Raw genomic sequence first — 24135 nt, forward strand, 5'->3', positions numbered from 1 at the left:
AGTTTCCTCATTCAACCGTGCAATGCGTTACTATCACTTACAATTTAATTTGCATAAAAGAATGTATTTTCGGGAGAGAGCGGATGCGACTGAATCGCTCAACCACATCCAGTTTCAGCATGATCAAACAATGCTTTTTACTCATCGCAACATGCCTGTCATTGTCACTACCAGCACAAGAAATATTGCCTGGCAGCCTGTATGCCGCAGACAATTTGCAACGGTTGCAACTTTCAGCCCAAGAAGCAGAGTGGATAAAGCAGCATCGGAATATACGCGTTGCCGTGAGAAACGGCTGGATGCCGATTGAGTTTCAGTTGGAGAATCAAAAGCACAAAGGCGTTTCGATTCAATATCTGCAAAAAATTAGCCAGCTCACGGGCTTAAAATTCACCCTCGTCGATTACCATGACAATATCACCAGCAATGAGGTCTCGCTCGTCACCGGTATCCGTGGCAAGCATATGCCTACGGGCTTCAGCCTGCTGGCCACGCCTTACCTGGAAACGCCTAATGCCATTTATGTCGCGTCTCACAACAAGCTGTATCAGAGCGAGATTCAACTGGACCAGCTTTCCCACAAAACCGTAGCCGTCTTCAGAAATGGGCCTTTATCTCACAAGCTCAGGGAGCTGATCCCCGGCGTCAAAATCAAACTGGTCGATATTGCAGATGAAGCCTTTGAATACCTGGACGCTGGCCTGGTAGATGCCTATGTCGGCAATGAACTGGTGCTTGACTACCATCTGGACTTCCACAAAATCAAGGCCATCAGAAAAAGTGGCATTACTGCTATCACCAGCACAGTATTTATGGCGGCCAGCGATACCGACCCCATGCTACGCAGTATTTTGAATAAAGCGACCCTGCAGATAGGCATCAATCCGCCGGACATCCTGGAAGTGTGGCGCAGAGTACCCGAGAATCCACTCACACCATACCTGGTCTCCGCCCTGTCCTTTTTTGCCGTACTGTTGCTGATTCAACTACTTAAACTGTACCAGGCCAACAAAAAACAAGCCGTGGCGGCACAACACGCCATCTGGTTCCAGGCTAACCATGACTTTCTGACCAAGCTGCCGAACCGGTTTCAACTCAAACATGAGCTTGACCAGGCACTACAGGCAGCAACACACCACCCCAACAAGCTGGGGGTGATGATTATTGACCTGGACAATTTCAAGGAAATTAATGATACGGCGGGCCATGCCGTGGGCGATGAGGTACTGATTAAAGTAGCGGCGCGTATCCAGTCCATTATCTTGCCGCCTAACCTCACAGCCCGATTTGGTGGGGATGAGTTCTTAATCGTGATTCAACAGGAGGCCAGTGAGGAGAGGCTGCGCCAGCTTTGTACGCAGCTGATGACGGCGATGGCACCGCCATTTACGATTCAGCAAAAATCTTTTGTAGTTTCCATCAGCATTGGTGTCTCGCTGTTTCCAGACAACAGCCTGCAGGCAGAAGAACTGATCATGTTTGCGGACCAGGCGCTTTACCAGGCCAAGCGCACGGGCAAGAACAAATTCATTCTGTTTAACGAAGGCATGCACGATGCTTTTACCAAAAAAACGCATCTCAGCAATGAGTTGCGCTATGCCGTACAGAAAAATCAGCTACATCTGCAATATCAGCCGATTTTCAATTTAACTGATTTACGCTGTGAAAAAGTAGAAGCGCTGTTACGCTGGCAGCATCCTGAATTTGGCACGCTTTCACCAGAAGTCTTTATCAGTATCGCCGAAGAGAACGGCTATATTATTGAGCTTGGCGAATGGGTGTTCCAGCAAACTATCAGGGACTTTGAGCAGATTAAGCAGCGCTTTGGTCCGGTAGAAATCTGCATCAATATTTCACCTTTGCAATTCTCGCAGTCCGCGCCCATTCACCATTTCATCTCCAGCCTGGCCGCCCGCAGTATTTCTGGCGACCACTTTTGCTTTGAAATCACTGAAGGGCTGCTGTTAGAGCCCTCCAGCAACGTGGTTGAAACCCTGAACAGCATGCATGAGCACGGCATCAAACTGGCGATTGACGACTTTGGCACTGGCTATTCTTCGTTGGCCTACCTCAATAAATTCAAAATTGATTATGTCAAAATTGATAAATCGTTTATCAAGAATATTACAGTGAACCTGAATGATCAGGCCTTATGCAAAACCATTATCTTTATGGGTAAACAGCTGAATATCAGGCTGATTGCCGAAGGCGTTGAAACACTGGAGCAGGAACACATACTGAAAGAAATGGGTTGCCAGTACTCACAAGGCTATTACCGCGCGCGGCCATCTGATCTGGAGGATTTATAAGCCCATCAATAAAAAAGACTCGAGGCCTGAACCTGGAGTCTTTGATCAATCACAAGTACGCTGATAACAGACTAGAAGCTCTGCTCGCGGGAAGCGTGCAGCTTATCCAACTCACTATTATTTTCTGCCGCGTGACACTCCAAAATGTCGACATCACCCTTGCTAAACGTGAGCCGCTCAACCGTGTTGATATTGCCAGCAAATTTATTGTCGAGCTCGCCACATTTTTTGGCGCGATGGTTCACAAAACTCAAATAATCTTTTTTTCTGGCCTCAAGTTGCGCAGCAGGAATAGAACTATCGTTCATAAATGTGGTGTAAGCACTTCTTAATCTCAGCTCAGAAACACTCCAGATATTAAAAACCAGCATTTTTCTTGAGGTATCCTTTTGCTGCACAGGCTCGACCACGGGCAGTGCCTGGCTGGCATGTATTTCTACCACGGGGGCTTGCACCGGCTCAGGCTCTGCTGCTTCAGTTTTTTTAGATTTCTTGCTGCTTGGTTTAGGTGAGGATTTTGCTGGCGCCGCTGGCGTGGCACTCACCTCGTTTTGGGCCGCGCTTGCGCTTGTAATTTCAGGCACATCGGCTTCGGCGGCAGAGGCATTCGTTTCAGGCCCGGCTTCTGACACCACTTGCGTCTGCATGCGCATTTCGTGGCTGGAGTAGGCGGTATTCCCATCCTCCTTGGATAGCAGGCCGAACAGAATCACCACAATCAGACCAATGAGAATGAGATTAACTTTGCCAAAATCGACTGAACCGCGCTCAGCACCTGGCGACTTCTCAGAGCGTGTTCCGTCTGCCGCCGACCGAGATACTTGGTCGAGGGATGCATGTGTATTTCCAGAATGAAGCATATCTCTCATAAATACTGTTGTAGGTGTGCTAATACCAATCTTCCGCTCAATGTCGAACAATGCACTAAAAATGCTCAAGATTCAAGAAGTCCAAATATTTTAAGGATACTGGCTTAAACCCTGGTCACACGGGATTTTGCTGACACAAAGGGCATCGACATCGGATTCGCGAAAATACGTGTCACTTTTGCCGCTGGCTGGCCATGCCCCTCGGCAGCCATTGCAGAGGGGTTATGCATATCCTCGCGCAATAAAGCATCCATAAAATGCCCTTTTTCAGCTTTGTGTGCACGCTGACCAGCCCTGTTACTCACCGCATCCACCACCAACACATGGCTGGCAACCATGGGGCCCTCGGCATGCATATCGCTTGGTGGATTGGATCCAATCGAGACCACGGTCATAAACATCCCGATAAACATAATCACCAGCGCGGCGGAAACCGCTCCTGCCGTGATCGCGATCAAAGACATAGCACTGGTCGCACCTGGCACTGGATTAGGTTTTTTCATGATGAACAGCCTCCCGGTTTTTAGATTTTGGTCAAATCAATACAGGTGCCATCATGCCGTACTGCACAGCGTCGCCCTATCCCACTCGCGCTGAATCTGTTGTAGGAATTATCGGACATAGCCCAACCATGAACCGCGAACCATGAACCGCCAGCAATAAACCAGAAGCGCCGCCATCACCACGATCGTTTTATAATGAACATCGTTATGCAATACAGACGTATTTTCACAAGGAAAAACCATGGACTTCAATGTGCTTTCTGCCTTCTATCTGGTACCGCTATTGATCTCGGCAATTGGCGGCTTAATTGAATTCAAAAATTGTGAATTTGATACGCCCAGACATGCATTGAGCAAAGCATTCTTTTTGGCGTTCAGAAGCATGGTGCCCGTGCTGAATATTTTCTCGGCGATTTTGTACCTGATTACTTGCGGCACCTTTACCTGGAAGAAAACCGGCGCCTGGAAGAAGTCTGTGGTTTCAAAGAAATCATAAAGGAAAAAGAGTCATGTTTAAATATTGGTTGTTTTTGTTCGCGGCGATTCTCAGCGAAGTGACCGCGACCTCATCACTCAAAGCCAGCGCGGGCTTTACCAAAGCTATTCCCTCCGTGATTGTGGTGGTCGGTTATGCCTTGTCATTCTACTTTTTATCGCTGGTATTAAAAGCCATCCCTATCGGCATTGCTTACGCGGTATGGGCAGGCCTGGGCATCGTGCTGCTGGCCGTGGTGGGCCGCGTATTCTTTGACCAAACGCTGGATACCCCTGCCCTGATCGGCATCGCACTTATTCTGGCTGGAGTCATCATCATGAATGTGTTCTCAAAAGCAGTGGCGCACTAACGCTCAATCAATCCCTTTGCCTTGAATATAGGTAGGCAACCCATCGATGCTGGTGTGGTTTTTTGCCTGCCAATAGTCCGCAATCCCAGCCTCACCTTTAGCCGCAGCCCAATCATTAAGCTGTTCGCGCTCTCCAACATAATCCATATAAGGCACTGACATACCACAAGAGGTTTGTACCAGTTCAATATTCAATACGAATATTTGCCGTGCACCAGGCAAGGGATCAAATTGACTAATCCATGTATCCCATTCAGTGTCATGTTTATGGATGACCTTGGCCTGACCGTATACACGCAGAATTAATGGATCACCCGACAACGCCATAAACATGATCGTCATTCTGGCATTCTGCTGCACATGGGCGGCAGTTTCATTACCGCTCCCCGTCACGTTCAGCCAAACCAACTGATGCGGCGAAAGCACTTTAAGCGTGTGCATGCCTTTGGGAGAAATATTCACCCGCCCTTGATCCACCGCGGTGCCAACAAAAAACACTTTCTGCTCGGCAATAAACTGCGTATGTGCCTCACTTAATGCTTGAAACTGCTTACCCATCGCCACTCCCGAATATCATATGCGTTTATTATATGATCAGCTCGCGACTGTTGCATTCACCAGCCTCACAACGAGCGGCCTCACCAATTGCAGAAAGACAAATGCGCTTGGCATCGCCAGTGCGTAGGCTTTGATAACCCTGATGAAATAATGCCCATCCACACCGGTATTGATGGCCACAATCACCATACACATCAACAAGGCCATGACAGCAGACATATAAAAAGCAAATACAACCGGTGTATATTTACGTGGTAGTTTGTAACGCATCTTCATATCCTCAGTTCTATTCAACGCAATAGATTCATCAATTCTGCGGCTAAAAACATACATAAGCCAAAAATAGTATGGTTAAGCAGGCTTTTCAGGCTATTCATGAATGGTTGCGGCGTTTTGCTAAATGCGATGCCGGCGCCCATACCCGGCTGCATGATCAACAGTGGAAAAACAACCGTGAGCATTCCAACCACCAGCGCTGCGCCAATTTCCGGCTCGCGCATCCACTGCTCACCACAAGCCAGTAGTAATAGCTCAGCGATCAATATGCCAATGGCATAATGTCCGGCCACGCCTATACCCCATTCATGAGTCAATGCTGGTGATTTGCCAATATTGTCATGCACGAATTTCATTTGTGTGAAATGTGCGAACCAGCGACCAAGATAGGCAAAATTGAGTGTTTTTAACCCTAATTGTTTCTGCCCCCATAACCAGCCATCAAACAACATAGTCGCTACCAGGCCGACTAGCACCCCATTGTATAAAATAGTCACTTTCATATCGCTCCCTTTATTGACGAATGCATACCGTGTAAAGCACTATACAAGTTCAAGCTAACTTGAGGTCAAGCCTGAAATGAACATTTCTGAAGTCGTGAAAAAGACAGGGATCAAAGCATCGACGCTCAGGTATTACGAAGAAATAGGATTAATCAAATCCTTGGGCAGAAGAGGCCTGCAAAGATATTTCTCAGCGGATGTAATGGATCAACTGGCCCTGATCTCCCTGGCCAAATGTGCTGATTTCTCCTTGCAAGAAATCAGCACCATGTTTGCCGCAAACCAACAACACCTGGTGGATCGCAATAAGCTATTGGATAAAGCGGCACATATCGACGAGACCATTCAACGACTCACCATCATGAGCAATTGCCTCAAGCATGCCGCTGTGTGTCAAGCGCCGTCACACTTGGAGTGCCCATCCTTCAGAAGGCTGATGAAAGCAGCCATCAAAGGCAGGCTGACTGGCAGCGATTAAAGCACACAATATCCATAAATTGCCCTGACCAGACCTAGACCGGACTAGCCGTACAATTTGCAGCAAGCTAACAGGCACAGTCCTACAAAATGCAGCATAATAAGCACACTCGTCATGCGATAAATCGTTGGCATCCGGTCATGTTCAGTGCTGTAACTGCCGATTGCCACATTCAAATAATCAACGCATTAGAACAGGATTGAACGTGGTCAATAAAACAAGAGAAAGTGCCATTAAGACTCTGGAGTTCAATCCGCATGATCTTGCCTGTGAAGAGCTGCGCCACGTGTACCGCGGCAAAAACAGTGGCAAGCTGATTGTATTGTTCAGTGGCCTGGTGGCTGCTGCCATGCTGGCCTGGGACATCGGCGGCGTCTATGCAGGCGCATGGTACGCCTGGCTGCTGATTGCACATGCCTGGCACTGGTGGCTGGGGCGCCTGGACTTTCTCTCGGCCAATGTCAGCATTGAACTGGCACGCATCAACCGACATGTCATGGCCGCAGGCATGGCTGGGCTGGGCTGGGGGGCGCTCTCTATCGCACTGCCGCTATTGGGTCGCTCAAGCAAAGCCGCTATTCTGATCATTATGCTCATCGCGGTCATCGTGGCACTGCCGCGTCTGGTCGTATTCCTGCCGATTTTCTTTGCCTTTGCGATTGGCGTCTATGCGCCCCTGCTGCTGGCGACACCGTTCCTGGATTTTGAAACCTTACATATGGTGCTGGTCATCCTGGTGGTAGTGGGTGCAACACTGTGGGCATCGGCAAGCGAAGTACGCAAAATTCTGATTGATGTCTTGCTCAAACAAATATCGTCAGAACAGGCCTCTTGGGAAGATCGCCTGACCGGCATTGGCAACCGCCGAAGTTTTGATGCCAACATGGCAACGACCTGGGCGCAAGCCTCCCGCGCCAAAGTGCCGCTGTCATTAATGATGGTGGATGTGGATTTCTTCAAGAAATTCAACGACAGTTATGGTCACCAGGCAGGGGATGAATGCCTTAGGCAAGTTGCATCAGCACTGGATAGTTGCGCGCGCAGAACAGGCGACTCAGTCACCCGTTACGGTGGTGAAGAGTTTGCGGTGGTGCTGTTTCACACACCCTTAAACGAAGCACGCAATATCAGCGACAGCATGCTGACGGCTGTCCAGAAGCTCAATATCCGGCACGAACAATCCACGCATGAAATCGTCACCATTTCGATGGGCATTGCAACCATCGTGCCAACGATGGAAAACAGCATGCAACAACTGATAGAAGAAGCGGATAAAGCCCTTTATCGCGCCAAGGAAAATGGGCGCAATCGCGCCGAATGGCAAATATTAAGCCCCACAAAAGAAGTCTAAAGGGCTTGCATGCCCTCGAATGTTACAAAGACTTTTACATCTCTGTCATATTTTGTCATCCCTAGACAAAAATTGTAAACAAGGCCAATGCATTTTCAGCCAAGACATAGTAAATTATTTTCAACAAAAATCACTAAAAATCAAACAGTTATAAAAAAACAATTTAAATAATGCTTATACCAGTTGTAAAGTGGGCACATTAGTTGCTATAAAAATTACATAAATGTTTTTTTGGGTAAAGCAATGAAGCCTGACCCACTGCAGCAATCATTTCAGTCGCTCTTTAGAAGTTGGTTTTGTCATTTGTAAAATTAATTTGGGTCTATGCCGACAACTTAAAGTCAAAGCAAGCCCAAAAAAATACTCGGGGAATCAAAATGCACAACACGATTAAAGTAGTCATTTCAAAATTTTTGCGCGACGAAGAAGGTGCCAGCGCCATTGAGTACGCACTGCTTGCAGCGATGGTAGCCATTGCCCTGGTCACTTTCGTGAAGCCGATTAACGGCCTCATTTCCGACATTTTTACCCAGATTTCAACAGCACTCACTCCATAATCACTGCGAACATCAGGCAATTGCACACTGAATGCAGCCTATGCCTATCGCAGAAACAATCATCATTGTCTGGTGCCTGGGGATCGGCCTGGCGGATTTGTATGCAAGGCGTATCCCAAACATCTTAACGCTTGGGTTAGGCTTGATCGCCATAGGCTGGTTGCTGATCACCGGGCAAGCCATGCTTGGCGCAAACTGGCAATCTGTCGCGCTTGGTGTCGTCGCCAGCCTGCTACTGACATTGCCAGCTTATGCTGCACGCATGCTGGGCGCCGGTGATGTCAAATGCTTGCTGGTCATTGCTTTACTTGGCCCGTGGCACACGATGCTGCTCACCTTCGTGATTGCAGCCATGCTGGCAAGCGTATTCGGCCTGGTGTACATGCTATTCATTCGATTAAGGACAAACCAAGCAATCCCCAAACGGTGGATGCCTTTTGGGGCCGCCTTAAGCGCGGGACTACTCTGTGTCATAGGAATGGTGAAATGATAAAACCAATCAATAAAATTTTCCGCCTGCCACGATTGGGCACACAAACAGGATCGGTTGCGATTGAGTTTGTGATGCTGTTTCTTATTTTCTTTGCGCTGTTCTACGCCATGGTGAATTACGCCATTGTGATGCTCATGCAATCTGCGTTTGTGCATGCGGTGGAAGAAGGAGCGCGGGCGGCGATTGCAGTGGATCGTCTGGCATATGCCAATAATTCGGCTTATCTCAGCAATGGCGTAGATCCAAGAGTCAGAACGGTGGTTGGCAATTCACTGAACTGGCTGCCTGCCAAGCCAAAAGATAAAGTACTGGGTTCCGCTAACAGCAAAGTGCAATTGTCTATGAATGGCAACCAGCTGACTGTTCGCGTGGTGTATAGCAGTTATGCCAATGACCCCCTGATCCCCATGCTGACCTTACCTGTGATTGGCCAGATCCCCAGGGTACCTGCCGATCTGGCGGGCACAGCAGTGATCGAACTTTAAAAAAGACACCACACGGAGGATGACATCATGAACAGTACATTCCTGCGTATATTAGCGGCATTGATGGTGATCGCCGCCATCGTTACCGGCTATCTCGGTTATCGGATCAGCAACAAAAAACCTGCGGAGTCATTAACCGTTGTCGTGCCCTCGTACTCACACGTGTTGGCCACAAACGATATTGCCGCCGGGCACGTGCTGACCGCTGAAGACCTCAAAGTAGCTACCACGCAACAACATGACAAGCAGGCCTTCAGTGACCCACAACACCTGATAGGTAAAGCAACCACCAGCACAATCATGAAAGATACGCCATTCAAAACCTCGCACTTTCCTGCCAAGAATGTATTTGGCCAGGGACTTGCGCCTGATGAGCGTGCAGTTGCCATCAAGGTCAATGAAGTGATCGGGGTCGGGGGGTTTATCAAGCCGGGGGATCGTGTAGACGTGCTGCTGTATTTGCACAGAGACCAGGAAACCGGGCAAGTGAGTTCCAGCCAAGTGGTGCTGACCAATGTGAAAGTGCTGGCCTACGGTACACAGACGGGAGAGCCTGAACCCATCCCACAGGAAGAAGTCGCTCAAGCAACACCAAACAAGCTGGGGCTGAGCAATAGCCGGATCGACAGCAAAAATGGCCGGGACAGTCGTTCTGCCATTCTGGCGGTACATGCACAAGATACGTCAAAACTGATGCTGGCAGATAGCACGGGCATATTGCGTTTAGCCCTGCGCGGCGAACCACTGCCTGGGACAGCTGCATCAGCGACGACAACCAACCAGTTTGTCCGCCTTAGCGAAGTTTCCCAGCCTGCAGGGATAGCGCCCGCCACTCCGGTTAGCACCACAGCGGAGACCACTAAAGTTGCCGTGAAACAGCATACGCCTGCCACAAAACGGCAACGCATTATTGTTCATCGCGGTGAGCAGGTAGACGTTGTCAACGTGAAAAAATAACAATAAGAAAGCCAAGGATACATCATGCAAACAATGAAATATGCCTGGTCAATGCTGCTGAGTTGCCTATGCAGCCTGGCGCTGCTTGCGCAGGCTGAGGAGCCCAATGAGCTGAGCCTGGTTGTCGGGACCCAGCAGGTGTATGTACATGCCAAAGCGGTCAAACGTGTCGCGGTAGGTAACCCGGACATTGCAAATATCACTATGCTGACATCGCGTAATCTCATGATTACAGGTAAACAGCCGGGCGCGACCGAGATTTCAATCTGGGAGAGCGAACAGGCGGCAGCGCCCGCCAAGCAGATCAAGGTCAGCGTGAGCATTAGCACGGCGATTGAAAAGCAAAGGCTGCAATTTTCCAAATCGATCAAACTATTACCGGCAGGCAGCCAGGTAGCGATTGCTGGCGATGCAGACTCCTTGGAAGAACACGCATTAGCACGCCAGGCGATAGATAAAAAGGCCGAGGCGCCCATGGACGCCACGTTGAGCAACTTTGACAACCAAGTACAGATTGATATCAAGGTGGTAGAAGTCAGCCGCCAGAATATGATGCGCGCAGGTTTTTTCCTGGGTAAAAATGGTCGCAACTCCACGCTTGCCCTAGGGTCCCCAGGCAATCTTAACGGTGTTAACAAGGGACCGACAGGGACCTTTAGTGGTAACCCTAGTGAAGATTTCATCCTCAATAGTGCCTCAGGCTTTTTGCCTACAGCCAGTGCCTTCAATTTTGTGGCTGGGAATGCCAGTCGGGGTTTACTCGGTGCACTGAGCATTCTGGAGTCCAATGGCTTTGCCTACACCCTGGCAGAACCCAGCCTGACCGCGTTCTCTGGCCAAAGTGCAAGCTTCCTGGCGGGTGGCGAGTTTCCGGTACCCATCCGCGCTGGCGCCGGGGGCGATAGCACCGTCACCATACGCTACAAAGAATACGGGGTGCGCCTCATGCTCACGCCCACCGTGCTGGATGCAAACAGAATATTCCTTAAGGTGTCGCCTGAAGTCAGTGAAATCGACTTCTCCAATGCGGTGCAAAGTGGCGGCGTGGCCGTGCCAGGCCTGCGTGTGCGCAGGACGGACACCAGCGTGGCTTTAGGGGATGGCGAAAGTTTTGTGCTTAGCGGGCTGGTCAGCCGTAATACGCTGCAAAACGTGGACAAATTGCCAGGGTTGGGAAATTTACCGATTATCGGCGCTTTTTTCCGCTCGACCCGCTTCGAACGTGAAGATAAGGAATTGTTGATGATCGTGACCCCACACCTGGTGCGTCCCATTGCCAAAGATGCAGCCATGCCCGTATTGCCGGGCGGCAACCTGCGTGATTACAACCCCAGTTTTAGTGACTTGTTTTTCCAAAAAGGGCCCCAGCCAGATGCTGGCATCCCTGCCACCGGTTTTTCGAGGTAATCGAGATGAGTGAACGCAACTGCTATATTGCCATCACCCAGACCCAGGAATGCCTGCAATGGTTAAGCCAATCACTCAAGGATGAAGGGGATGTGATTCCCGGTGACTCTCCTGCAACAGAGCGCATAGTACAACTCTCGGATGCAGTGGGCGCTACCACCATTTTTATCCAGCTGAATCCCGCCGACTATCGGCAAGAGGCGCAGTTGATTGAAGGCATTATTGCAGCCAAACCATTCTTGCCGGTGATCGTCGTTGCAGACTCTTTTGACCAGAATTTGCTATTAACGGTGATGCGCCTGGGTGCGCGCGACTTTATCAAGACCGATACCCGTGCCAGCGAAGTGGTGGCTGAAGTCAAACGCCTGACCCCTCGCGATGCGGCACTGCATGCACCGCAAGCAGATCATGGCGGCAAAATCACTGCCGTGATCAGTGCGAGACCTGGCAGTGATTCACCGATGCTGGCCCTGCACCTGGCCCTGGCCGTGCAAGAGACGGAACCTACCCTGCTGCTTGACCTCGGCGTCCCGCACGGGGATGCCATGTTATACCTGGGGCTGACCTCGTCCTACAGTTTTATTGATGCCATTCGCAGCCTGCGCAGAATCGACTCCACACTGATCCAGACCGGCTTTGGCCGACATAAAAGTGGCCTCACCGTACTCTCAATGCCGGAAGACCCCTGGGCAGGCGCACAATTCACGGCAGCAGATGTATGCGTGCTGTTACGGAGTTTGCGTCGACACTTCCCCAGAATCATCGTCAATCTTGGTGGCATGGTCGGTTCGGATTTCCTGCTGCTGTTATTAGGCAATGTCGATCAAGTGCTGCTGTTAGTCGAACAAAGTGTGCCTAGCTGCCGACAGAATATGCAACTGATCAAACATCTGCGAGAAGAAAAAGTCGCATTGAGTGGCGCGGGTGTTGTGGTAGATCATTACCTGTCAAAAATGCCGCCTGATGCCGAGAGTATTGCCCAGTCTTTTGGCCTGCCGCTGCTGGCCACCCTATCCTCGTCAGGCATGGCGCGCCTGGCCACCATGAATTCAGGGGAAAGCATGTTTGAGCTGTCGCCGAATGACCCATACAGCGTCAGTGTACGCAAACTGGCTGACAAACTACTGGACGCCCCCGTCTCTGCCTCAGAGAAAAAGGACGGTCTGCTTCACAAACTGATTTCTGCGATCACGCCTCTGCGTGAAAAGCACTAGAGAGGCAATGATGAACCTGCAGCTACGTGGATTTGATTATGGCCTGAAACAGGCGCAAGACTATCAGGAGCTCAAGTTTCAACTCCATCAGCACCTGATTGCAGAAATTGAACGTGACCATATCGGCCTGCTTGACCTCGCCCGCAGTGACATCGCAGACTATGTGCGGGAGAAGGTGATCAGCTATGTCGCCGAACGGCACTTGCCCATCAGTGGTTACGACCTGGATAACCTGGTCGAGGAAGTCGTGGATGAGCTGGCGGGCTATGGCCCACTGGAAAGCCTGATCAAGGATGACCGTATTAACGATATTCTGGTGAACGGCCCTAAAAAGATTTTTGTAGAACGGGATGGGCGACTCGAAACCACCTCGTTGCGCTTCATTGATAACGAACATGTATTACGTGTGATTCGCCGCATTCTCGCACACTTGGGCCGTCGTATTGATGAAGCCAGCCCCATGGTGGATGCCCGCTTGCCGGATGGCAGCCGGGTCAATGCCATTATTCCGCCGCTGGCGCTTGATGGCCCTTGCCTGTCTATTCGTAAATTCCGCAAGCAACCCTTGCTGTCTGGTGATTTGCTGCAATACGGCACATTAGACAACGATATGCTGGCATTTCTGACCGCCGCTGTTGAGCGCCGCTGCAACCTGATTGTCAGTGGCGGGACGGGCGCCGGTAAAACAACCTTATTGAATGTCTTGAGCCGTTTTATCCCCCACAGCGAGCGTATCGTCACCATTGAAGATGCCGCAGAGCTACAACTGGAGCACGAACACGTGGTCAGACTGGAAACCCGGCCATCGAATATCGACGACCATGGTGAAATCACTGCACGTGAACTGGTGAAAAACTCTTTGCGCATGCGGCCAGACCGTATCGTACTGGGCGAAGTGCGCGGCGAAGAAGTGATGGATGTGCTGCAAGCAATGAATACCGGACATGACGGATGTATGAGTACCGTGCATGCCAACAGTCCGGAAGATGCCATGTTGCGTTTCGAAATGCTGGCCGGATTAGCCAAATTCCACGGCACAGAAGCCACCTTGCGCAAAATGATCGCCGCCGGGATTGAGTTGGTGGTGCAAATCGCCCGTATGCCAAACGGGCAACGCAAAGTGATCTCGATTACCGAGATTGCAGGGGTACGGGATGGTCATTTCGTGCTGAATGAACTCTATGCTTATGACGCCAATACCGGGCATTTTGCACACCCGATGGTCCGTCCCTGCAATAAAAAGTTACAAGACCTGGCGTTCAGGAAACTGTAATGAATACACTGGCCATCTCGTTCATTGTCGGCGCCATAGGCATGTTGCTACTCGCCGTGTGGATGCTCAGACACAGCAAACAGAAACGTTTGCGCGAACGCATGATGCTTCATTTCAGAGAAGTGCTGCCGTATGGCAGTACTGTCTCCGGCGTCGCACCCGGCGACCAGCAAAGTTACTGGCACCTGCTTAAGGTGCGCGCCTCTATCTATGCCGGGTTCGAGCTGCAAAAAAAGCATATGGTTGGCATCCCGGTCGCCTTTATGTTCACAGGCATGGTGGGTTGGCTTATCTATGGTTTTGTGGGCGCCGTGCTGATCTTCAGTGCCGCGATCTTTGTGTTCGGTTTTTTGCTGCCATACAGCCGCTTGCATCGGCGTCGGGCACAAACCGTTGCCCAGATCCCCCTGTTTATTGATCAGGTATTGCGCAGTCTCAGTACCGGCCGCAGCCTGGAAAGCGCTATGCGTTTTGCGGCAAGCGAGGCACTGACGCCATTACGCGACGTGGTGGATCGCGTGGTGCGCGCAGCGGACCTGGGCGCAGATATGATCGAAAGCCTGTCAGAGGCAGCCAAGTTACATAATCTGCGTGAACTGAACCTGATTGCGCTGGCCATGCGCATCAGCAATCACCACGGCAGCAGCCCGCGTGACATGCTGGAGAGCGTAGTAAAAATGGTGCGTCAACAGGAGCTGGCGCGACGTGAACTGGCCGCCATGACCGGCGAAACCAGAATGTCGGCCTGGGTGCTGGGAGTGACGCCGCTGGTCATCGCTGGCTACATCATGTTAACCAACCCCAACTACCTGAACATGTTACTTGAGGATGCCTCTGGGCAAACCATGATAGTGACCGCCATGGTATTTCAAGGGCTGGGGGCACTCATCCTTTGGCGTATGTTGCGGAGTGTTTGACGATGAATATGGCCTGGTCGATCTCTATCATCCTGATGTTACTGGCGGCGGGGCTATTTCTTTACACGGCCCAAAAAAATAGCCACCCAAGACATATCCAGCGACGCTTTCGCGAAGCTTTGCACCAGGAAGGCATTCATATCTCTGCCCAATTAGGATCACTCGATCTTGAAGAAGCCTTGCAAAACATGCTGGACAAGGTTTCGCGCAGCGAAATGGAGGAAATGCAGCGTTTGCTGCTACAGGCAGGTTGGCCGGGTGCCAAGGCAAAATGTACGTTCTTGCTAATCGCATGGGGACTGCCCACAGTACTTGGTGCCTTTTCTGCCATGTATGCCATATTGAACCAGGACAGCCTGATCAATGTGCTATTTCATTTGCTTTTTGTGTTTGCAGCCACCTTTGTGCTCATTCGCCGCTCGCTGCGCTGGAAAGCGCAAAGCCGGCGTGATGCCATCCGTAAAGAGGTGGTGCCGTTTTTGCACCTGCTGCGCATGCTGTTTGAGGCAGGCCTGTCCATGGAGCATATTCTGCTGGTCATCGAGCAACAGGGCAAAGACCTGATTCCCAACCTTGCCGAAGAGCTCGGCCTGGTGATCAAACGTATACAAACGGGTCAAGACCGATCGGATGCGCTGGTCGAAATGGCCGCGCCATTAGAAGTGATGGAGTTGAACGACACGATTGCCATGCTTAAGCAGGTCACGCGCTATGGCGGCAATATCAGAGATTCACTGACTGAATATACTGCACTGATCGAGCAACGCCAGGTCTCGGAGTTGCGCGAATATGTCAGCAAACTCTCGGCAAAAATGACAGTGGTCATGATTCTGTTCTTGTTTCCAGCACTGATGATCTTCCTGGCTGGGCCAGGATTTATCGGGCTGGCGAAAGCATTGAAAGGAGCAAACGGCTTATGAAATCGATCACCATCATGATGGTATTAGCGGGGCTTTGGCTACATGGCTTGCCACATGCGCTCGCTGCTGATACCGATACAAAATCGCTGCGACAGATCAAAGTCCCAGCCAATAAGGCTTGCACAGATGTGTCCGCTGAAGAAACCACAAAACTCGGATTCATTCAGCAGATGCTGGCCGAAGGCAAACCGCACGCTGCACTCGCCCACCTGGAAGCGGCCAACATTAAAAATGAACAGGCGGCCTTGCTGCGTGCCCATGGCTTACGCCAAACCGGGCGCGCCTTGCAGGCCCAGGTCATTTATGAGCAGTTAACCACCAGTTGCGTTTCCGGGTACGCCTATCGCGGCCTGGGGCTGATTGCCAGCAATGCCGGTCATTTGCAAGAGTCACTGCGCTATTTGCAGGCAGCCAGTGATGCACTGCCAACGGAACATACCATCCGTAATGATCATGGCTACGTCCTGATGCAATCGGGCGCAACAGAACCGGCTTTGCACGAGTTTTTAACCGCAGTGGAGCTTGCACCGGACTACCGGCAGGCTGCCCATAACCTCATCCTGCTGCTTTACCAGCAAGGCGACACCGCCAGGGCCGAGGCTTTTGCCAGGCAATTTGGCGTCGACGCCGAGGAAATGCAGCAACTTAAGAAAATGACCCCGGAAAACCGTCGAGCAGGCCCTTAAACCGCAAGGAGTGCATCATGAAACGATTTATTACGCTCGCCCTCTGCGGCTTTTTCAGCGTCACCCATGCCATGGCGGAAGACAACCAGGCCATCGTTCAGCCACCTGCACGCGCGCTATCGCCGACGCAACAATGGCTGGAACTGCAACGCTCTGGCAAAGCGGCCTCGCCCCAAGCCCAGCCGGTCTCTGGCGAGGTGATGGATAAAGTGCATAGCCGCTACATCAAGAGCTTTGAGAAACCCATCCCAGAGTATTATGAGCATGCAATGCCCACCACCCGCTAGCGCGCAATCCCAGCGCGGAGCGATCGGCCTTGCCGGCGGTTTGCTGCTATTGATGGCATTGCTGTTCACTGCCCTGGTGGTAGACAGTGGCCGCCTGTGGATGCAGCAAAAGCAATTGCAATCGATTGCAGATATGTCTGCCATCCATGCCTCACGCTATCTTGGCTGCCAGGCCAATCTGCAAAATATCGTACAAATGGCGCAGCAAGCGGCAGTGAATAATGGCTACGGCGGACAACTTGCCAGCAATCCCAACCAAGTCCTGCTTGGCAGGCTGGATACCGTCCAAGGCATACGGCAATTTACCGCTGATGGCAGTCATCAGGCGATTTATGTCAGGGCGACAAAAGAAGTCGCTAAAAGCCTGGTCGCCGGTGGGCTGATGGGTGGCACCATGCTCTTGCGGGCGGAAGCGGTGTCAGTGTCCGATCCGCCATTAGCCGTGTTTAGTGTAGGCAGTTTTACAACCAGCCTCAGCAGCCAGCAATCCGTGCTGTTGAACGGGCTGCTCGGAGGCATGCTGGGTGGGCCACTCAACCTGGATGCAGTGACTTATCGAGGCATCGCAGCCACCAAAATCACGCTGCACGATATCCTAGCTGTGTCCGGCCAAGCCGGTACGCTGGAGGATTTACTCAATACCAATATGCAAATTGGCGATCTACTCGATCTGCTCGCCAGTGCGGCAGGCCAGAGTGGGGCGGCAAATCTGCAAGCGGTCTCGGCCATGCAGAGTATCGCGGCGATTGCCATCAAAAATGTCCCCATCAAGCTGGGGGATGTGCTGGCGGTGACCACACCTGACACCAATGCCGCGGCTGCTGTTGCCCTGAATGCATTATCCATGATTACCACGGCCGCCATGATTGCCAATGGCACCAATGCAATCAGCCTGCCTTTAACACTCAACCTGGCCTCTATCACCAATATCAGCGCGCAAGTGACGGTCATTGAACCGCCCCAACTGAGTGTAGGCCCGGCAGCGGGCAGTGGCAACCTATGTGCTATCGCGCGAACGGCGCAAATCAGGGCCAGGGTTGGCGTTCTGGTCAACATTCCACTGTTGGCGCGCATCGACCTTGCGTTGAATACCGAAGTCGCACAAGGCTCTGCCGGGCTGCGTACCATACAGCAAAATGATGGCGTATCAGAGGTTGAAATAGACGCCAGCCCCGGCATCGCAGCGCTCACGCTCACCAACAATGCCGGTACGGGACCAGCAAGAGTGTCCACCTTGTTGAGTATTCCTATTGCAGATATCGGCTTAAACCTGCCTATTCAACCAGCCAATGCCCAAACGCTTCAATATTCAGTAGCAAATCCGGTGGAGAATCACTTGCCCCAAATGCAGTCGGTCTCCAGCCCGGTGGGCAGCAGCCTGGAAAACGCCCTGTCAAAATCGAACGCGCTCAATGTGACCATTCTGAGTGTACTGAATCTGGGATTGGTGAATAATGTGATTTCCACACTGGTCAGCCCGCTGTTGGCGGAGATCGGGCGTGTATTGCTAGACCCGCTACTGAATTTACTAGGCATCCAGGTGGGTGGCATGGATGTCACCCTCGAGGATTTGCAATATCGTCAAGCCAAGCCTTTGGCCATGTAGCGACGGCCTGGCTGTCTATCCCCCCTTGACTTAACCGCAGGAGAATCAAGTGACCCATCGCAGAGTATTAATTGCTGGCGCAACAGGCCTGGTAGGCTCGCATATCTTGCAGCGCATGTTACAAGACGATACGGTCTCAGAAATCCATCTGCTGTCCAGACGCGATCTCACGCGCCAACATCCCAAGCTCCACCTGCATCAAGTAGACTTCAAGCAATTACCCCCACTGCCGCCGCTAGATGAAATTTATCTGGCACTAGGCACCACGATCAAACAAGCTGGTAGCCGGGCAGCTTTTGAAGCCATAGATCTGGACGCAAATGTGGCCGTGGCAAATGCCGGACTCACCGCTGGCGCAAAACGACTCGGCTTGGTGAGCGCCATGGGGGCAGATGTTGATTCAATGCTCTTTTATAACCGCATTAAAGGCGAGCTCGAAGCTGAGCTCTCCACGCTGCCCTTTGAAACCTTGGTGATCGCGCGCCCCTCTTTTTTGCTAGGTGACCGTGACGCGTTAAAGCAGCCGCAACGACATGCTGAAAAACTCGGTATTTTTATTTTCAAACTGTTAGCACCGCTTTTACCCATGCACCTGCGCGCTGTAGAGGCCTCTAAAGTGGCGGCATGCCTGGTGACGCACGTGCCTGCTGTGTCAGGTGAGAAAATCATCCTCTCTGGAGAGCTGCAAAATAATGGATGAAAAAACCAACAGAGGAGAGAAATCAAGGGATCAGGGCCACCGGAATGCCCGGCTGGATGTGTGATGATCGCGCTCAGTGAATGCAGCTTATTGCGCCATCACCGACTGAATCAAGCTTCGATTTTCTGAAGAGACGTCCAAAAACTCCAGATTGGTTCTAAAGCCCTTCATGCCACACAGCGAAGAGAACGTCACCCGGCAATTAAAGCGGTAATTACGCAGTGCCGACCCGACAAATACTGGCACATGCACATTGCATATCTGCCCGGGTTTATATTGCTTGTCGGCGAAGAGGCTCATTCCCATCAAAGAGATATCGTGTGTAAACACGATATATTGACAGCCCGTACTATCGACTAACTGAGATTTCTTGTGCCACGAGCGACGATTCTTGTCTATTGAGGTATTGTGCAAACTACTGGAAGACATGGACTAACTATGACTGACTTAATTGCCCGGCATTATATGATAGACACCTGTTGAAAAACCGGGATTGCCAAGCCAGGTAAATCAACTTTACGCATCCTATCCCGCCATAACAAATACAACGAGAAATGCATTAAAGTAAGGCATGACTCTCATTGAGCATTTCATCATGCCAGGTCATGTTAAGCACATAAAAACCACTACATACTTAGTCGAAAAAAATGAATAACACTCTGACTCATATTTTTGCAGCCGCCATGGTTGCGCTCTCTGTCATTGCAAACGCTCGTTTAGCTGCCGAAGAAATGCCGCAACCATCGACCATCAGGCTGCCTGGCATTTACCATGTATGGGGCAAAGAGACGAAAGACATGCCCTCGATTACTTTTGACGAACTAGAAGAATGCATGAGTTCTGATGTCACGATCAGGCAGCGATTTGATAGCTTTCAACTCGAAACAAAACAGATGAACGAAGAAGTATTAAAAGCCGAGAATAGTGTGCAGGAAAACCAGAATGCCCGGCTGACTTTGGAAAAAGAGGCAAGTGCGGTGCAGTCAGAGATTGCAGCAATGAATGCGCTGAATGATCAGTTCTCTCAAAGAAAACAAGCGCTCTCTGTGCAAACGCGCCAGAGAGTGGATGCGCCAACGGCAAAGAAAATCAATCAACAGGTCGACCAATTCAATAAAGACATTGCTAAATTTAATGCTGACTCATCCGTATTAAAAGAAAAAACGCAGCAATTAAAAGCAAAACAGCAGCAATTTAATGACAATTTAGAAGGCTTAAAAAATCAGTTAGACCAGTTAAANNGTTAAATAGCAAAACCAGCGCGTTTAATGAACGCAAAAAATCTTTCGATAGTACGCTTCTCGCTTTTAAAGACAAATGCACAGGTGCACATAAGCTCGAAAAGTAAAAAGGCACCTCCGAAGAGATGCCTTTTCTAGCACTGAATCAATATGCAGTTAATCGAATGCGGATAGGGAATGTTTTACCCCGTTTAAAATAAGTCACCTCAGTTTAAACGGTCCTAGTGGCAAAGCATGCCCTGACTGAATAATGCCGGGAAGCGCCTATCTTTCATATGGGAAATTTTCCCGAATGTGCCGGGAAGGCGCTTCGTATCAACGCGAAAAACTTCAAGGTACGTGAGTCACATGTACCACCTTCAGCCGTCTGGATTCGCCATTAGGGAATGGCCAATCAATTTCCTGGCCGACTTTTAATCCGAGTAAAGCAGTGCCCACCGGTGAAAATACAGAAATCTTTCCCAGTTTAAGATCAGCTTCTTCAGGAAAACATAACTCAATTTCCCTTTTTAAATCGTTGCTTTGATCCAGGTAAATCACACGTGAGTTCATCCTCACGACATCCACAGGCACTTGATCCGCGGCAACGACAATCGCCCGGCCTAGCTCATCCCGTAACGATTCATCATGCGTCAGCGTCGATAAGCGCGCATAGTCCTGATCCGACAATATTAAGTTTTCAGATTCCATATTTTCCAACCATACAAAATGCTAATCATCCCCAAGGGCAAGCGGACAGAATAATAGCTACAGCTGGAAAGAATAAGCCTGTGCAATAGAACATCACTGTTTCCTATATGACTACAATCACTCTATGTTGCAGTGATCAAGCATCATAAAAGAACTGCTTTTTCAATCCAAGTCGGATGGCGACGCTTTATCCCAATAAGGTTCTGCGCCAAATCGCTCAGACAAATAGTCAATAAAGGCACGAGTTTTCAAAGGTAAATTCCGCTTAGGCAAATACAATGCGTAGACATGTTGCTCTACAGGAATGTATTCAGACAAAACCGATTTCAGACGTTTGGCTTGCAGATCCTTACCAATAATAAACGTCGGTAATAGCGCCAAGCCAAAGCCGCCTAAAACGACTTGCGACAATGCCTCATCGTCATTAATCCGCAACCTGCCAGAGACATTGACGGCAACCTCGCCCTGAGGCCCGTTAAAGCGCCACAGGCCTTTGTCTCCCGAGTGAATATAATCCAGGCAATTATGATTGACTAAATCCTGCGGGATGACGGGAATGCCATGGCGCTCGAAGTATTTGGGGGTTGCGCACAGGTTTCGTCGAATCGGTGCCAGCTTTCTCGCCACCAGGCTTTGCGGCAAATCCCTGGTGATTGCAATCACCACGTCATACCCCTCTTCAGTCAAATCCACTAAGCGATCGGTAATCGTCATGTCGATTTCCAATTGCGGATATCGATCCATAAACTCAGCAATGGCAGGCGCAATATGCAAGGTGCCAAAAGCCACTGAAGCGGCTACTTTAAGCACGCCGCGCGGTTGTGCATTCAGGCTTTCAATCATTTGCTGTGCTTCTTCGGCTTCATAACTGATGCGGGTGCAATAGTCATAAAAGCCTGCGCCAATTTCGGTCAAGCTGAGATGCCGGGTACTGCGGTTAAGTAAACTGGCGCCTAAGGCATGTTCTAACTTCGCGACCGCCTTGCTCACGGAGGATTTGGTCATGCCCAGCTTCCTGGCTGCAGCCGAGAAACTTTGCTCATTGACCACATGCGCAAAAATGATCATCAGGTTTAAATCATACATCAGCTGATTGTATCCCAATAAGAAACAGTTATATGCAATCTGAAGGACTAATTTTATCCATAGAAATGTATAACATACGACTTAGATGAAGGTTAAAAATAAAGCATAAACAAGGATGTTGAGCCATGTATAAAGCATTTTCCAATACCAGATTATTCGTAATGACTTATCTTGTCCTGGTATTGCCAACCTATTTAGCTGATGCTGGCACTGTTGCAAACGGCTCTATACTTTATGTCTTGTCCATGGTCGGAATATGGGGAATCTGTTTGATCAGAGGCACCATTATCGGCAAAAACTGGTTGGTGCTCATCCCGTCTGTCGCCTTTGTATTCGACCTGACACCGGCCCTGGCAGCGATTTCATTCGTGCCTTATTTGTATCACCTACTCGCCATTCTTTTAGGGGCAGCATCTCCATCAGTCGCCGTCACTCATACCGACACTTATGAAATGAGATGAATCAGGTTGAGAAATCTGAATGGATACCGTCACTGCCGCGCTCTTGAGCCCTTCAATGAGCGCGCGAAAATCGCGCACCTTACGCTAAGCCGACAGATCGGCCAACGATCTAACTCCAAATGACCATCAATTAGTCACCTCAATACTCCCTGACCAGCCCCCTCTTGCATTACCTCAAAAAAGTTTATACACTACATACAGACCTGTCTGCCTATATCGGCAATCTATCCTAATTTGGGCGTTTCACATTAGGTTTAGTCAGACAGCCTTAGTGGTGTGGCGAATTAAAACAAAGATTTCAAGGGGAAATAAAGATGAATGAAGATAAACATGCAGGCAATGTGATTTTACTGAGGACAGCTTGCATTACATTGCTATTGGGTTTAGTGCTGGCATGGTGCCTGGTGATGACCCGTGGCATGAAAATTCCTTACATGCTCAATCTATTTACCAGCACCGAAAATCTGCTATCTGGCCATTTAGACTACTTAATGATGACCATGTTGTTATTAGGTTTTTATGCCTCAAAAATCAGCTTGCCCAAGTTTGTCCTGTGGCCAATGGCATTAGGTTCCATCGGCAATCCAACGGCATTTCTCGTGTTAGCAATTGCCCCAAAAATTCACTCATTGCCTTATATTGTGTTTCTCTACACGACATTATCGTTAACCACCTTTGGGTTTGGCATGGCTGCGATTAAAACGCTTAGATACTCCCTGAAGTAAGCTAACGCTAGCGTAAAGCAATAGCATTTGGGCGCATATTCACCATGGGCATCAATCTTAAGAACTCGTATACACAATATGGTCTGATCGCCAGAATTCTGCATTGGACCAGTGTAGCGATGCTGTTAACCATCATCGTGGTGGCTAGCCAGTTCACAGACAAGGCTACCAACGCTGACAAACTGACACTAATCTCCCTGCACGCTTCAATCGGCATTCTGTTGCTGATATTGATGCTTGCCAGGCTGACATGGCGGAACCTGAACCCAAATCCTATTCATTCTTACAGTATCAAAACCTGGCAAAAGCTGGTGGCGATTTCCTTGCACAGATCCATATACCTCATCATCATGACACAGTGTTTCTTGGGGATATTGATGTTGCTAAGCAGCGGCGAAACACTGTATTTTTTCGATATATTAGAATTACCGCCATTACTTGAAAAAGCGCACCCCATTCACCAAACCTTATTAGGCTTTCATTATTTAATTTCGGTGATGATTTACCCGCTGTTTGCAGTCCATATTACTGCAGCCATTTATCATCAAATCTTTGGCTTAATAGAAGAGCATTCATAGAAAATCCTATCAGGGCAGCTTCTATCAATAGCGGCCACTATGAGGCGAGGCGAGCACTACAGCTTGCCATTCTCGCCCTGATAAATGCCAACGCTCACACCAAGCCAACACTCTCCACCGGAATGACCGCCCCAACCTTTATTGCCAGCGGTAACCATTC

At 50.0% G+C, this 24135-nt stretch carries 29 protein-coding genes; 21 read left to right on the forward strand and 8 right to left on the reverse strand.

Features of this window, described 5'->3' with window-relative positions; all coding sequences use genetic code 11:
• Positions 1-83: 83 nt before the first annotated feature.
• A complete protein-coding gene (locus B3355_RS08325) occupies positions 84-2309 on the forward strand; it encodes an EAL domain-containing protein (protein WP_292782525.1) in 2226 nt (741 codons plus the stop codon).
• A gap of 71 nt (positions 2310-2380) precedes the next feature.
• Here B3355_RS08325 and B3355_RS08330 read toward each other — a convergent pair whose 3' ends face one another.
• Both B3355_RS08330 and B3355_RS08335 read right to left on the reverse strand, forming a co-directional pair.
• The gene (locus B3355_RS08330; protein ID WP_292782528.1) at positions 2381-3169 is read right to left on the reverse strand and encodes a hypothetical protein; all 789 of its coding nucleotides are present in this window, start codon (positions 3167-3169) and stop codon (positions 2381-2383) included.
• A 113-nt stretch (positions 3170-3282) separates the two neighbouring features.
• Positions 3283-3681 carry a hypothetical protein gene (locus B3355_RS08335; protein ID WP_019883565.1) on the reverse strand — a complete coding sequence of 133 codons (399 nt, stop codon included), beginning with the start codon at positions 3679-3681 and terminating at the stop codon, positions 3283-3285.
• Positions 3682-3922: 241 nt separating this feature from the next.
• Between B3355_RS08335 and B3355_RS08340 the strand changes: the two genes are divergently transcribed.
• A complete protein-coding gene (locus B3355_RS08340) occupies positions 3923-4177 on the forward strand; it encodes a hypothetical protein (RefSeq protein WP_292782531.1) in 255 nt (84 codons plus the stop codon).
• A gap of 13 nt (positions 4178-4190) precedes the next feature.
• Positions 4191-4526, forward strand: coding sequence for a DMT family transporter (locus tag B3355_RS08345; protein WP_019883567.1), 336 nt, complete (start codon positions 4191-4193; stop codon positions 4524-4526).
• 3 nt (positions 4527-4529) lie between these two features.
• Here the strand turns inward: B3355_RS08345 and B3355_RS08350 are convergent, their stop codons facing one another.
• The 3 genes from B3355_RS08350 to B3355_RS08360 are packed head-to-tail and all read right to left on the reverse strand — an operon-like array spanning position 4530 to position 5863.
• Positions 4530-5084, reverse strand: coding sequence for a pyridoxamine 5'-phosphate oxidase family protein (locus B3355_RS08350; protein WP_292782534.1), 555 nt, complete (start codon positions 5082-5084; stop codon positions 4530-4532).
• A gap of 36 nt (positions 5085-5120) precedes the next feature.
• Positions 5121-5360 carry a DUF2798 domain-containing protein gene (locus tag B3355_RS08355; protein WP_292782537.1) on the reverse strand — a complete coding sequence of 80 codons (240 nt, stop codon included), beginning with the start codon at positions 5358-5360 and terminating at the stop codon, positions 5121-5123.
• A 14-nt stretch (positions 5361-5374) separates the two neighbouring features.
• Complete coding sequence (locus tag B3355_RS08360) at positions 5375-5863, reverse strand: DUF2938 family protein (RefSeq protein WP_292782540.1); 489 nt, start codon at positions 5861-5863, stop codon at positions 5375-5377.
• Positions 5864-5939: 76 nt separating this feature from the next.
• On the opposite strand from B3355_RS08360, the gene B3355_RS08365 reads away from it, so the two are divergent.
• The 15 genes from B3355_RS08365 to B3355_RS08435 all read left to right on the forward strand — a co-directional run bounded on the left by B3355_RS08365 (position 5940) and on the right by B3355_RS08435 (position 19194).
• Positions 5940-6341, forward strand: a complete 402-nt coding sequence (locus tag B3355_RS08365; protein WP_024930514.1) for a helix-turn-helix domain-containing protein — start codon at positions 5940-5942, stop codon at positions 6339-6341.
• A gap of 205 nt (positions 6342-6546) precedes the next feature.
• Positions 6547-7692 carry a GGDEF domain-containing protein gene (locus B3355_RS08370; RefSeq protein WP_292782545.1) on the forward strand — a complete coding sequence of 382 codons (1146 nt, stop codon included), beginning with the start codon at positions 6547-6549 and terminating at the stop codon, positions 7690-7692.
• A 377-nt stretch (positions 7693-8069) separates the two neighbouring features.
• The gene (locus tag B3355_RS08375) at positions 8070-8249 is read left to right on the forward strand and encodes a Flp family type IVb pilin (RefSeq protein ID WP_019883574.1); all 180 of its coding nucleotides are present in this window, start codon (positions 8070-8072) and stop codon (positions 8247-8249) included.
• A gap of 40 nt (positions 8250-8289) precedes the next feature.
• A complete protein-coding gene (locus tag B3355_RS08380) occupies positions 8290-8739 on the forward strand; it encodes a prepilin peptidase (RefSeq protein WP_024930512.1) in 450 nt (149 codons plus the stop codon).
• Positions 8736-9227 (forward strand): TadE/TadG family type IV pilus assembly protein, encoded by a 492-nt coding sequence (locus B3355_RS08385; RefSeq protein ID WP_024930511.1) that lies wholly within the window; start codon positions 8736-8738, stop codon positions 9225-9227. The genes B3355_RS08380 and B3355_RS08385 overlap by 4 nt, the downstream gene beginning before the upstream one ends.
• A 27-nt stretch (positions 9228-9254) precedes the next feature.
• Positions 9255-10184 (forward strand): Flp pilus assembly protein CpaB, encoded by a 930-nt coding sequence (cpaB, locus tag B3355_RS08390; protein WP_292782551.1) that lies wholly within the window; start codon positions 9255-9257, stop codon positions 10182-10184.
• A gap of 24 nt (positions 10185-10208) precedes the next feature.
• The gene (locus B3355_RS08395) at positions 10209-11591 is read left to right on the forward strand and encodes a type II and III secretion system protein family protein (protein ID WP_242402245.1); all 1383 of its coding nucleotides are present in this window, start codon (positions 10209-10211) and stop codon (positions 11589-11591) included.
• Between the two features lie 5 nt (positions 11592-11596).
• Positions 11597-12805: an AAA family ATPase gene (locus tag B3355_RS08400; protein WP_047516032.1), complete on the forward strand. Its 1209-nt coding sequence runs from the start codon at positions 11597-11599 to the stop codon at positions 12803-12805.
• Between the two features lie 7 nt (positions 12806-12812).
• A complete protein-coding gene (locus B3355_RS08405; protein WP_292782560.1) occupies positions 12813-14078 on the forward strand; it encodes a CpaF family protein in 1266 nt (421 codons plus the stop codon).
• A complete protein-coding gene (locus B3355_RS08410) occupies positions 14078-14995 on the forward strand; it encodes a type II secretion system F family protein (RefSeq protein WP_292782563.1) in 918 nt (305 codons plus the stop codon). The genes B3355_RS08405 and B3355_RS08410 overlap by 1 nt, the downstream gene beginning before the upstream one ends.
• A gap of 2 nt (positions 14996-14997) precedes the next feature.
• Positions 14998-15915, forward strand: coding sequence for a type II secretion system F family protein (locus B3355_RS08415; RefSeq protein WP_024930505.1), 918 nt, complete (start codon positions 14998-15000; stop codon positions 15913-15915).
• Positions 15912-16601 (forward strand): hypothetical protein, encoded by a 690-nt coding sequence (locus B3355_RS08420; protein WP_292782567.1) that lies wholly within the window; start codon positions 15912-15914, stop codon positions 16599-16601. The genes B3355_RS08415 and B3355_RS08420 overlap by 4 nt, the downstream gene beginning before the upstream one ends.
• 17 nt (positions 16602-16618) lie before the next feature.
• Positions 16619-16888 (forward strand): DUF3613 domain-containing protein, encoded by a 270-nt coding sequence (locus B3355_RS08425; protein WP_019883586.1) that lies wholly within the window; start codon positions 16619-16621, stop codon positions 16886-16888.
• Positions 16860-18494 (forward strand): hypothetical protein, encoded by a 1635-nt coding sequence (locus B3355_RS08430; protein WP_292782572.1) that lies wholly within the window; start codon positions 16860-16862, stop codon positions 18492-18494. The genes B3355_RS08425 and B3355_RS08430 overlap by 29 nt, the downstream gene beginning before the upstream one ends.
• Positions 18495-18543: 49 nt before the next feature.
• Complete coding sequence (locus B3355_RS08435; RefSeq protein ID WP_292782575.1) at positions 18544-19194, forward strand: NAD-dependent epimerase/dehydratase family protein; 651 nt, start codon at positions 18544-18546, stop codon at positions 19192-19194.
• A gap of 87 nt (positions 19195-19281) precedes the next feature.
• On the opposite strand, the gene B3355_RS08440 is transcribed toward B3355_RS08435, so the two are convergent.
• The 3 genes from B3355_RS08440 to B3355_RS08450 form a co-directional block, all read right to left on the reverse strand.
• Positions 19282-19623 carry a PilZ domain-containing protein gene (locus tag B3355_RS08440; protein WP_081624269.1) on the reverse strand — a complete coding sequence of 114 codons (342 nt, stop codon included), beginning with the start codon at positions 19621-19623 and terminating at the stop codon, positions 19282-19284.
• A 1142-nt stretch (positions 19624-20765) separates the two neighbouring features.
• Positions 20766-21125: a nucleoside diphosphate kinase regulator gene (rnk, locus tag B3355_RS08445; RefSeq protein ID WP_292782581.1), complete on the reverse strand. Its 360-nt coding sequence runs from the start codon at positions 21123-21125 to the stop codon at positions 20766-20768.
• 162 nt (positions 21126-21287) lie between these two features.
• Positions 21288-22211 carry a LysR family transcriptional regulator gene (locus tag B3355_RS08450; RefSeq protein WP_292782584.1) on the reverse strand — a complete coding sequence of 308 codons (924 nt, stop codon included), beginning with the start codon at positions 22209-22211 and terminating at the stop codon, positions 21288-21290.
• 125 nt (positions 22212-22336) lie between these two features.
• Between B3355_RS08450 and B3355_RS08455 the strand changes: the two genes are divergently transcribed.
• From B3355_RS08455 to B3355_RS08465, 3 genes are all read left to right on the forward strand, one after another.
• The gene (locus tag B3355_RS08455) at positions 22337-22672 is read left to right on the forward strand and encodes a hypothetical protein (protein ID WP_292782587.1); all 336 of its coding nucleotides are present in this window, start codon (positions 22337-22339) and stop codon (positions 22670-22672) included.
• A 314-nt stretch (positions 22673-22986) separates the two neighbouring features.
• Positions 22987-23397 (forward strand): hypothetical protein, encoded by a 411-nt coding sequence (locus tag B3355_RS08460; protein WP_292782590.1) that lies wholly within the window; start codon positions 22987-22989, stop codon positions 23395-23397.
• Positions 23398-23441: 44 nt separating this feature from the next.
• Positions 23442-23975: a cytochrome b gene (locus B3355_RS08465; RefSeq protein ID WP_019883594.1), complete on the forward strand. Its 534-nt coding sequence runs from the start codon at positions 23442-23444 to the stop codon at positions 23973-23975.
• Positions 23976-24135: the final 160 nt, after the last annotated feature.

Origin of the sequence: Methylophilus sp. UBA6697 (assembly GCF_002454655.1) — a bacterium.
Classification (GTDB): domain Bacteria; phylum Pseudomonadota; class Gammaproteobacteria; order Burkholderiales; family Methylophilaceae; genus Methylophilus.

What these genes read in the sequence shown, in the direction of transcription:
- B3355_RS08325 (WP_292782525.1), top strand. Translation starts at nt 84, where the DNA reads ATGCGACTGAATCGCTCAACCACATCCAGTTTCAGCATGATCAAACAA.
- B3355_RS08330 (WP_292782528.1), bottom strand. Translation starts at nt 3,169, where the DNA reads ATGCTTCATTCTGGAAATACACATGCATCCCTCGACCAAGTATCTCGG.
- B3355_RS08335 (WP_019883565.1), bottom strand. Translation starts at nt 3,681, where the DNA reads ATGAAAAAACCTAATCCAGTGCCAGGTGCGACCAGTGCTATGTCTTTG.
- B3355_RS08340 (WP_292782531.1), top strand. Translation starts at nt 3,923, where the DNA reads ATGGACTTCAATGTGCTTTCTGCCTTCTATCTGGTACCGCTATTGATC.
- B3355_RS08345 (WP_019883567.1), top strand. Translation starts at nt 4,191, where the DNA reads ATGTTTAAATATTGGTTGTTTTTGTTCGCGGCGATTCTCAGCGAAGTG.
- B3355_RS08350 (WP_292782534.1), bottom strand. Translation starts at nt 5,084, where the DNA reads ATGGGTAAGCAGTTTCAAGCATTAAGTGAGGCACATACGCAGTTTATT.
- B3355_RS08355 (WP_292782537.1), bottom strand. Translation starts at nt 5,360, where the DNA reads ATGAAGATGCGTTACAAACTACCACGTAAATATACACCGGTTGTATTT.
- B3355_RS08360 (WP_292782540.1), bottom strand. Translation starts at nt 5,863, where the DNA reads ATGAAAGTGACTATTTTATACAATGGGGTGCTAGTCGGCCTGGTAGCG.
- B3355_RS08365 (WP_024930514.1), top strand. Translation starts at nt 5,940, where the DNA reads ATGAACATTTCTGAAGTCGTGAAAAAGACAGGGATCAAAGCATCGACG.
- B3355_RS08375 (WP_019883574.1), top strand. Translation starts at nt 8,070, where the DNA reads ATGCACAACACGATTAAAGTAGTCATTTCAAAATTTTTGCGCGACGAA.
- B3355_RS08380 (WP_024930512.1), top strand. Translation starts at nt 8,290, where the DNA reads ATGCCTATCGCAGAAACAATCATCATTGTCTGGTGCCTGGGGATCGGC.
- B3355_RS08385 (WP_024930511.1), top strand. Translation starts at nt 8,736, where the DNA reads ATGATAAAACCAATCAATAAAATTTTCCGCCTGCCACGATTGGGCACA.
- cpaB (WP_292782551.1), top strand. Translation starts at nt 9,255, where the DNA reads ATGAACAGTACATTCCTGCGTATATTAGCGGCATTGATGGTGATCGCC.
- B3355_RS08395 (WP_242402245.1), top strand. Translation starts at nt 10,209, where the DNA reads ATGCAAACAATGAAATATGCCTGGTCAATGCTGCTGAGTTGCCTATGC.
- B3355_RS08400 (WP_047516032.1), top strand. Translation starts at nt 11,597, where the DNA reads ATGAGTGAACGCAACTGCTATATTGCCATCACCCAGACCCAGGAATGC.
- B3355_RS08405 (WP_292782560.1), top strand. Translation starts at nt 12,813, where the DNA reads ATGATGAACCTGCAGCTACGTGGATTTGATTATGGCCTGAAACAGGCG.
- B3355_RS08410 (WP_292782563.1), top strand. Translation starts at nt 14,078, where the DNA reads ATGAATACACTGGCCATCTCGTTCATTGTCGGCGCCATAGGCATGTTG.
- B3355_RS08415 (WP_024930505.1), top strand. Translation starts at nt 14,998, where the DNA reads ATGAATATGGCCTGGTCGATCTCTATCATCCTGATGTTACTGGCGGCG.
- B3355_RS08420 (WP_292782567.1), top strand. Translation starts at nt 15,912, where the DNA reads ATGAAATCGATCACCATCATGATGGTATTAGCGGGGCTTTGGCTACAT.
- B3355_RS08425 (WP_019883586.1), top strand. Translation starts at nt 16,619, where the DNA reads ATGAAACGATTTATTACGCTCGCCCTCTGCGGCTTTTTCAGCGTCACC.
- B3355_RS08430 (WP_292782572.1), top strand. Translation starts at nt 16,860, where the DNA reads ATGAGCATGCAATGCCCACCACCCGCTAGCGCGCAATCCCAGCGCGGA.
- B3355_RS08440 (WP_081624269.1), bottom strand. Translation starts at nt 19,623, where the DNA reads ATGTCTTCCAGTAGTTTGCACAATACCTCAATAGACAAGAATCGTCGC.
- rnk (WP_292782581.1), bottom strand. Translation starts at nt 21,125, where the DNA reads ATGGAATCTGAAAACTTAATATTGTCGGATCAGGACTATGCGCGCTTA.
- B3355_RS08450 (WP_292782584.1), bottom strand. Translation starts at nt 22,211, where the DNA reads ATGTATGATTTAAACCTGATGATCATTTTTGCGCATGTGGTCAATGAG.
- B3355_RS08455 (WP_292782587.1), top strand. Translation starts at nt 22,337, where the DNA reads ATGTATAAAGCATTTTCCAATACCAGATTATTCGTAATGACTTATCTT.
- B3355_RS08460 (WP_292782590.1), top strand. Translation starts at nt 22,987, where the DNA reads ATGAATGAAGATAAACATGCAGGCAATGTGATTTTACTGAGGACAGCT.
- B3355_RS08465 (WP_019883594.1), top strand. Translation starts at nt 23,442, where the DNA reads ATGGGCATCAATCTTAAGAACTCGTATACACAATATGGTCTGATCGCC.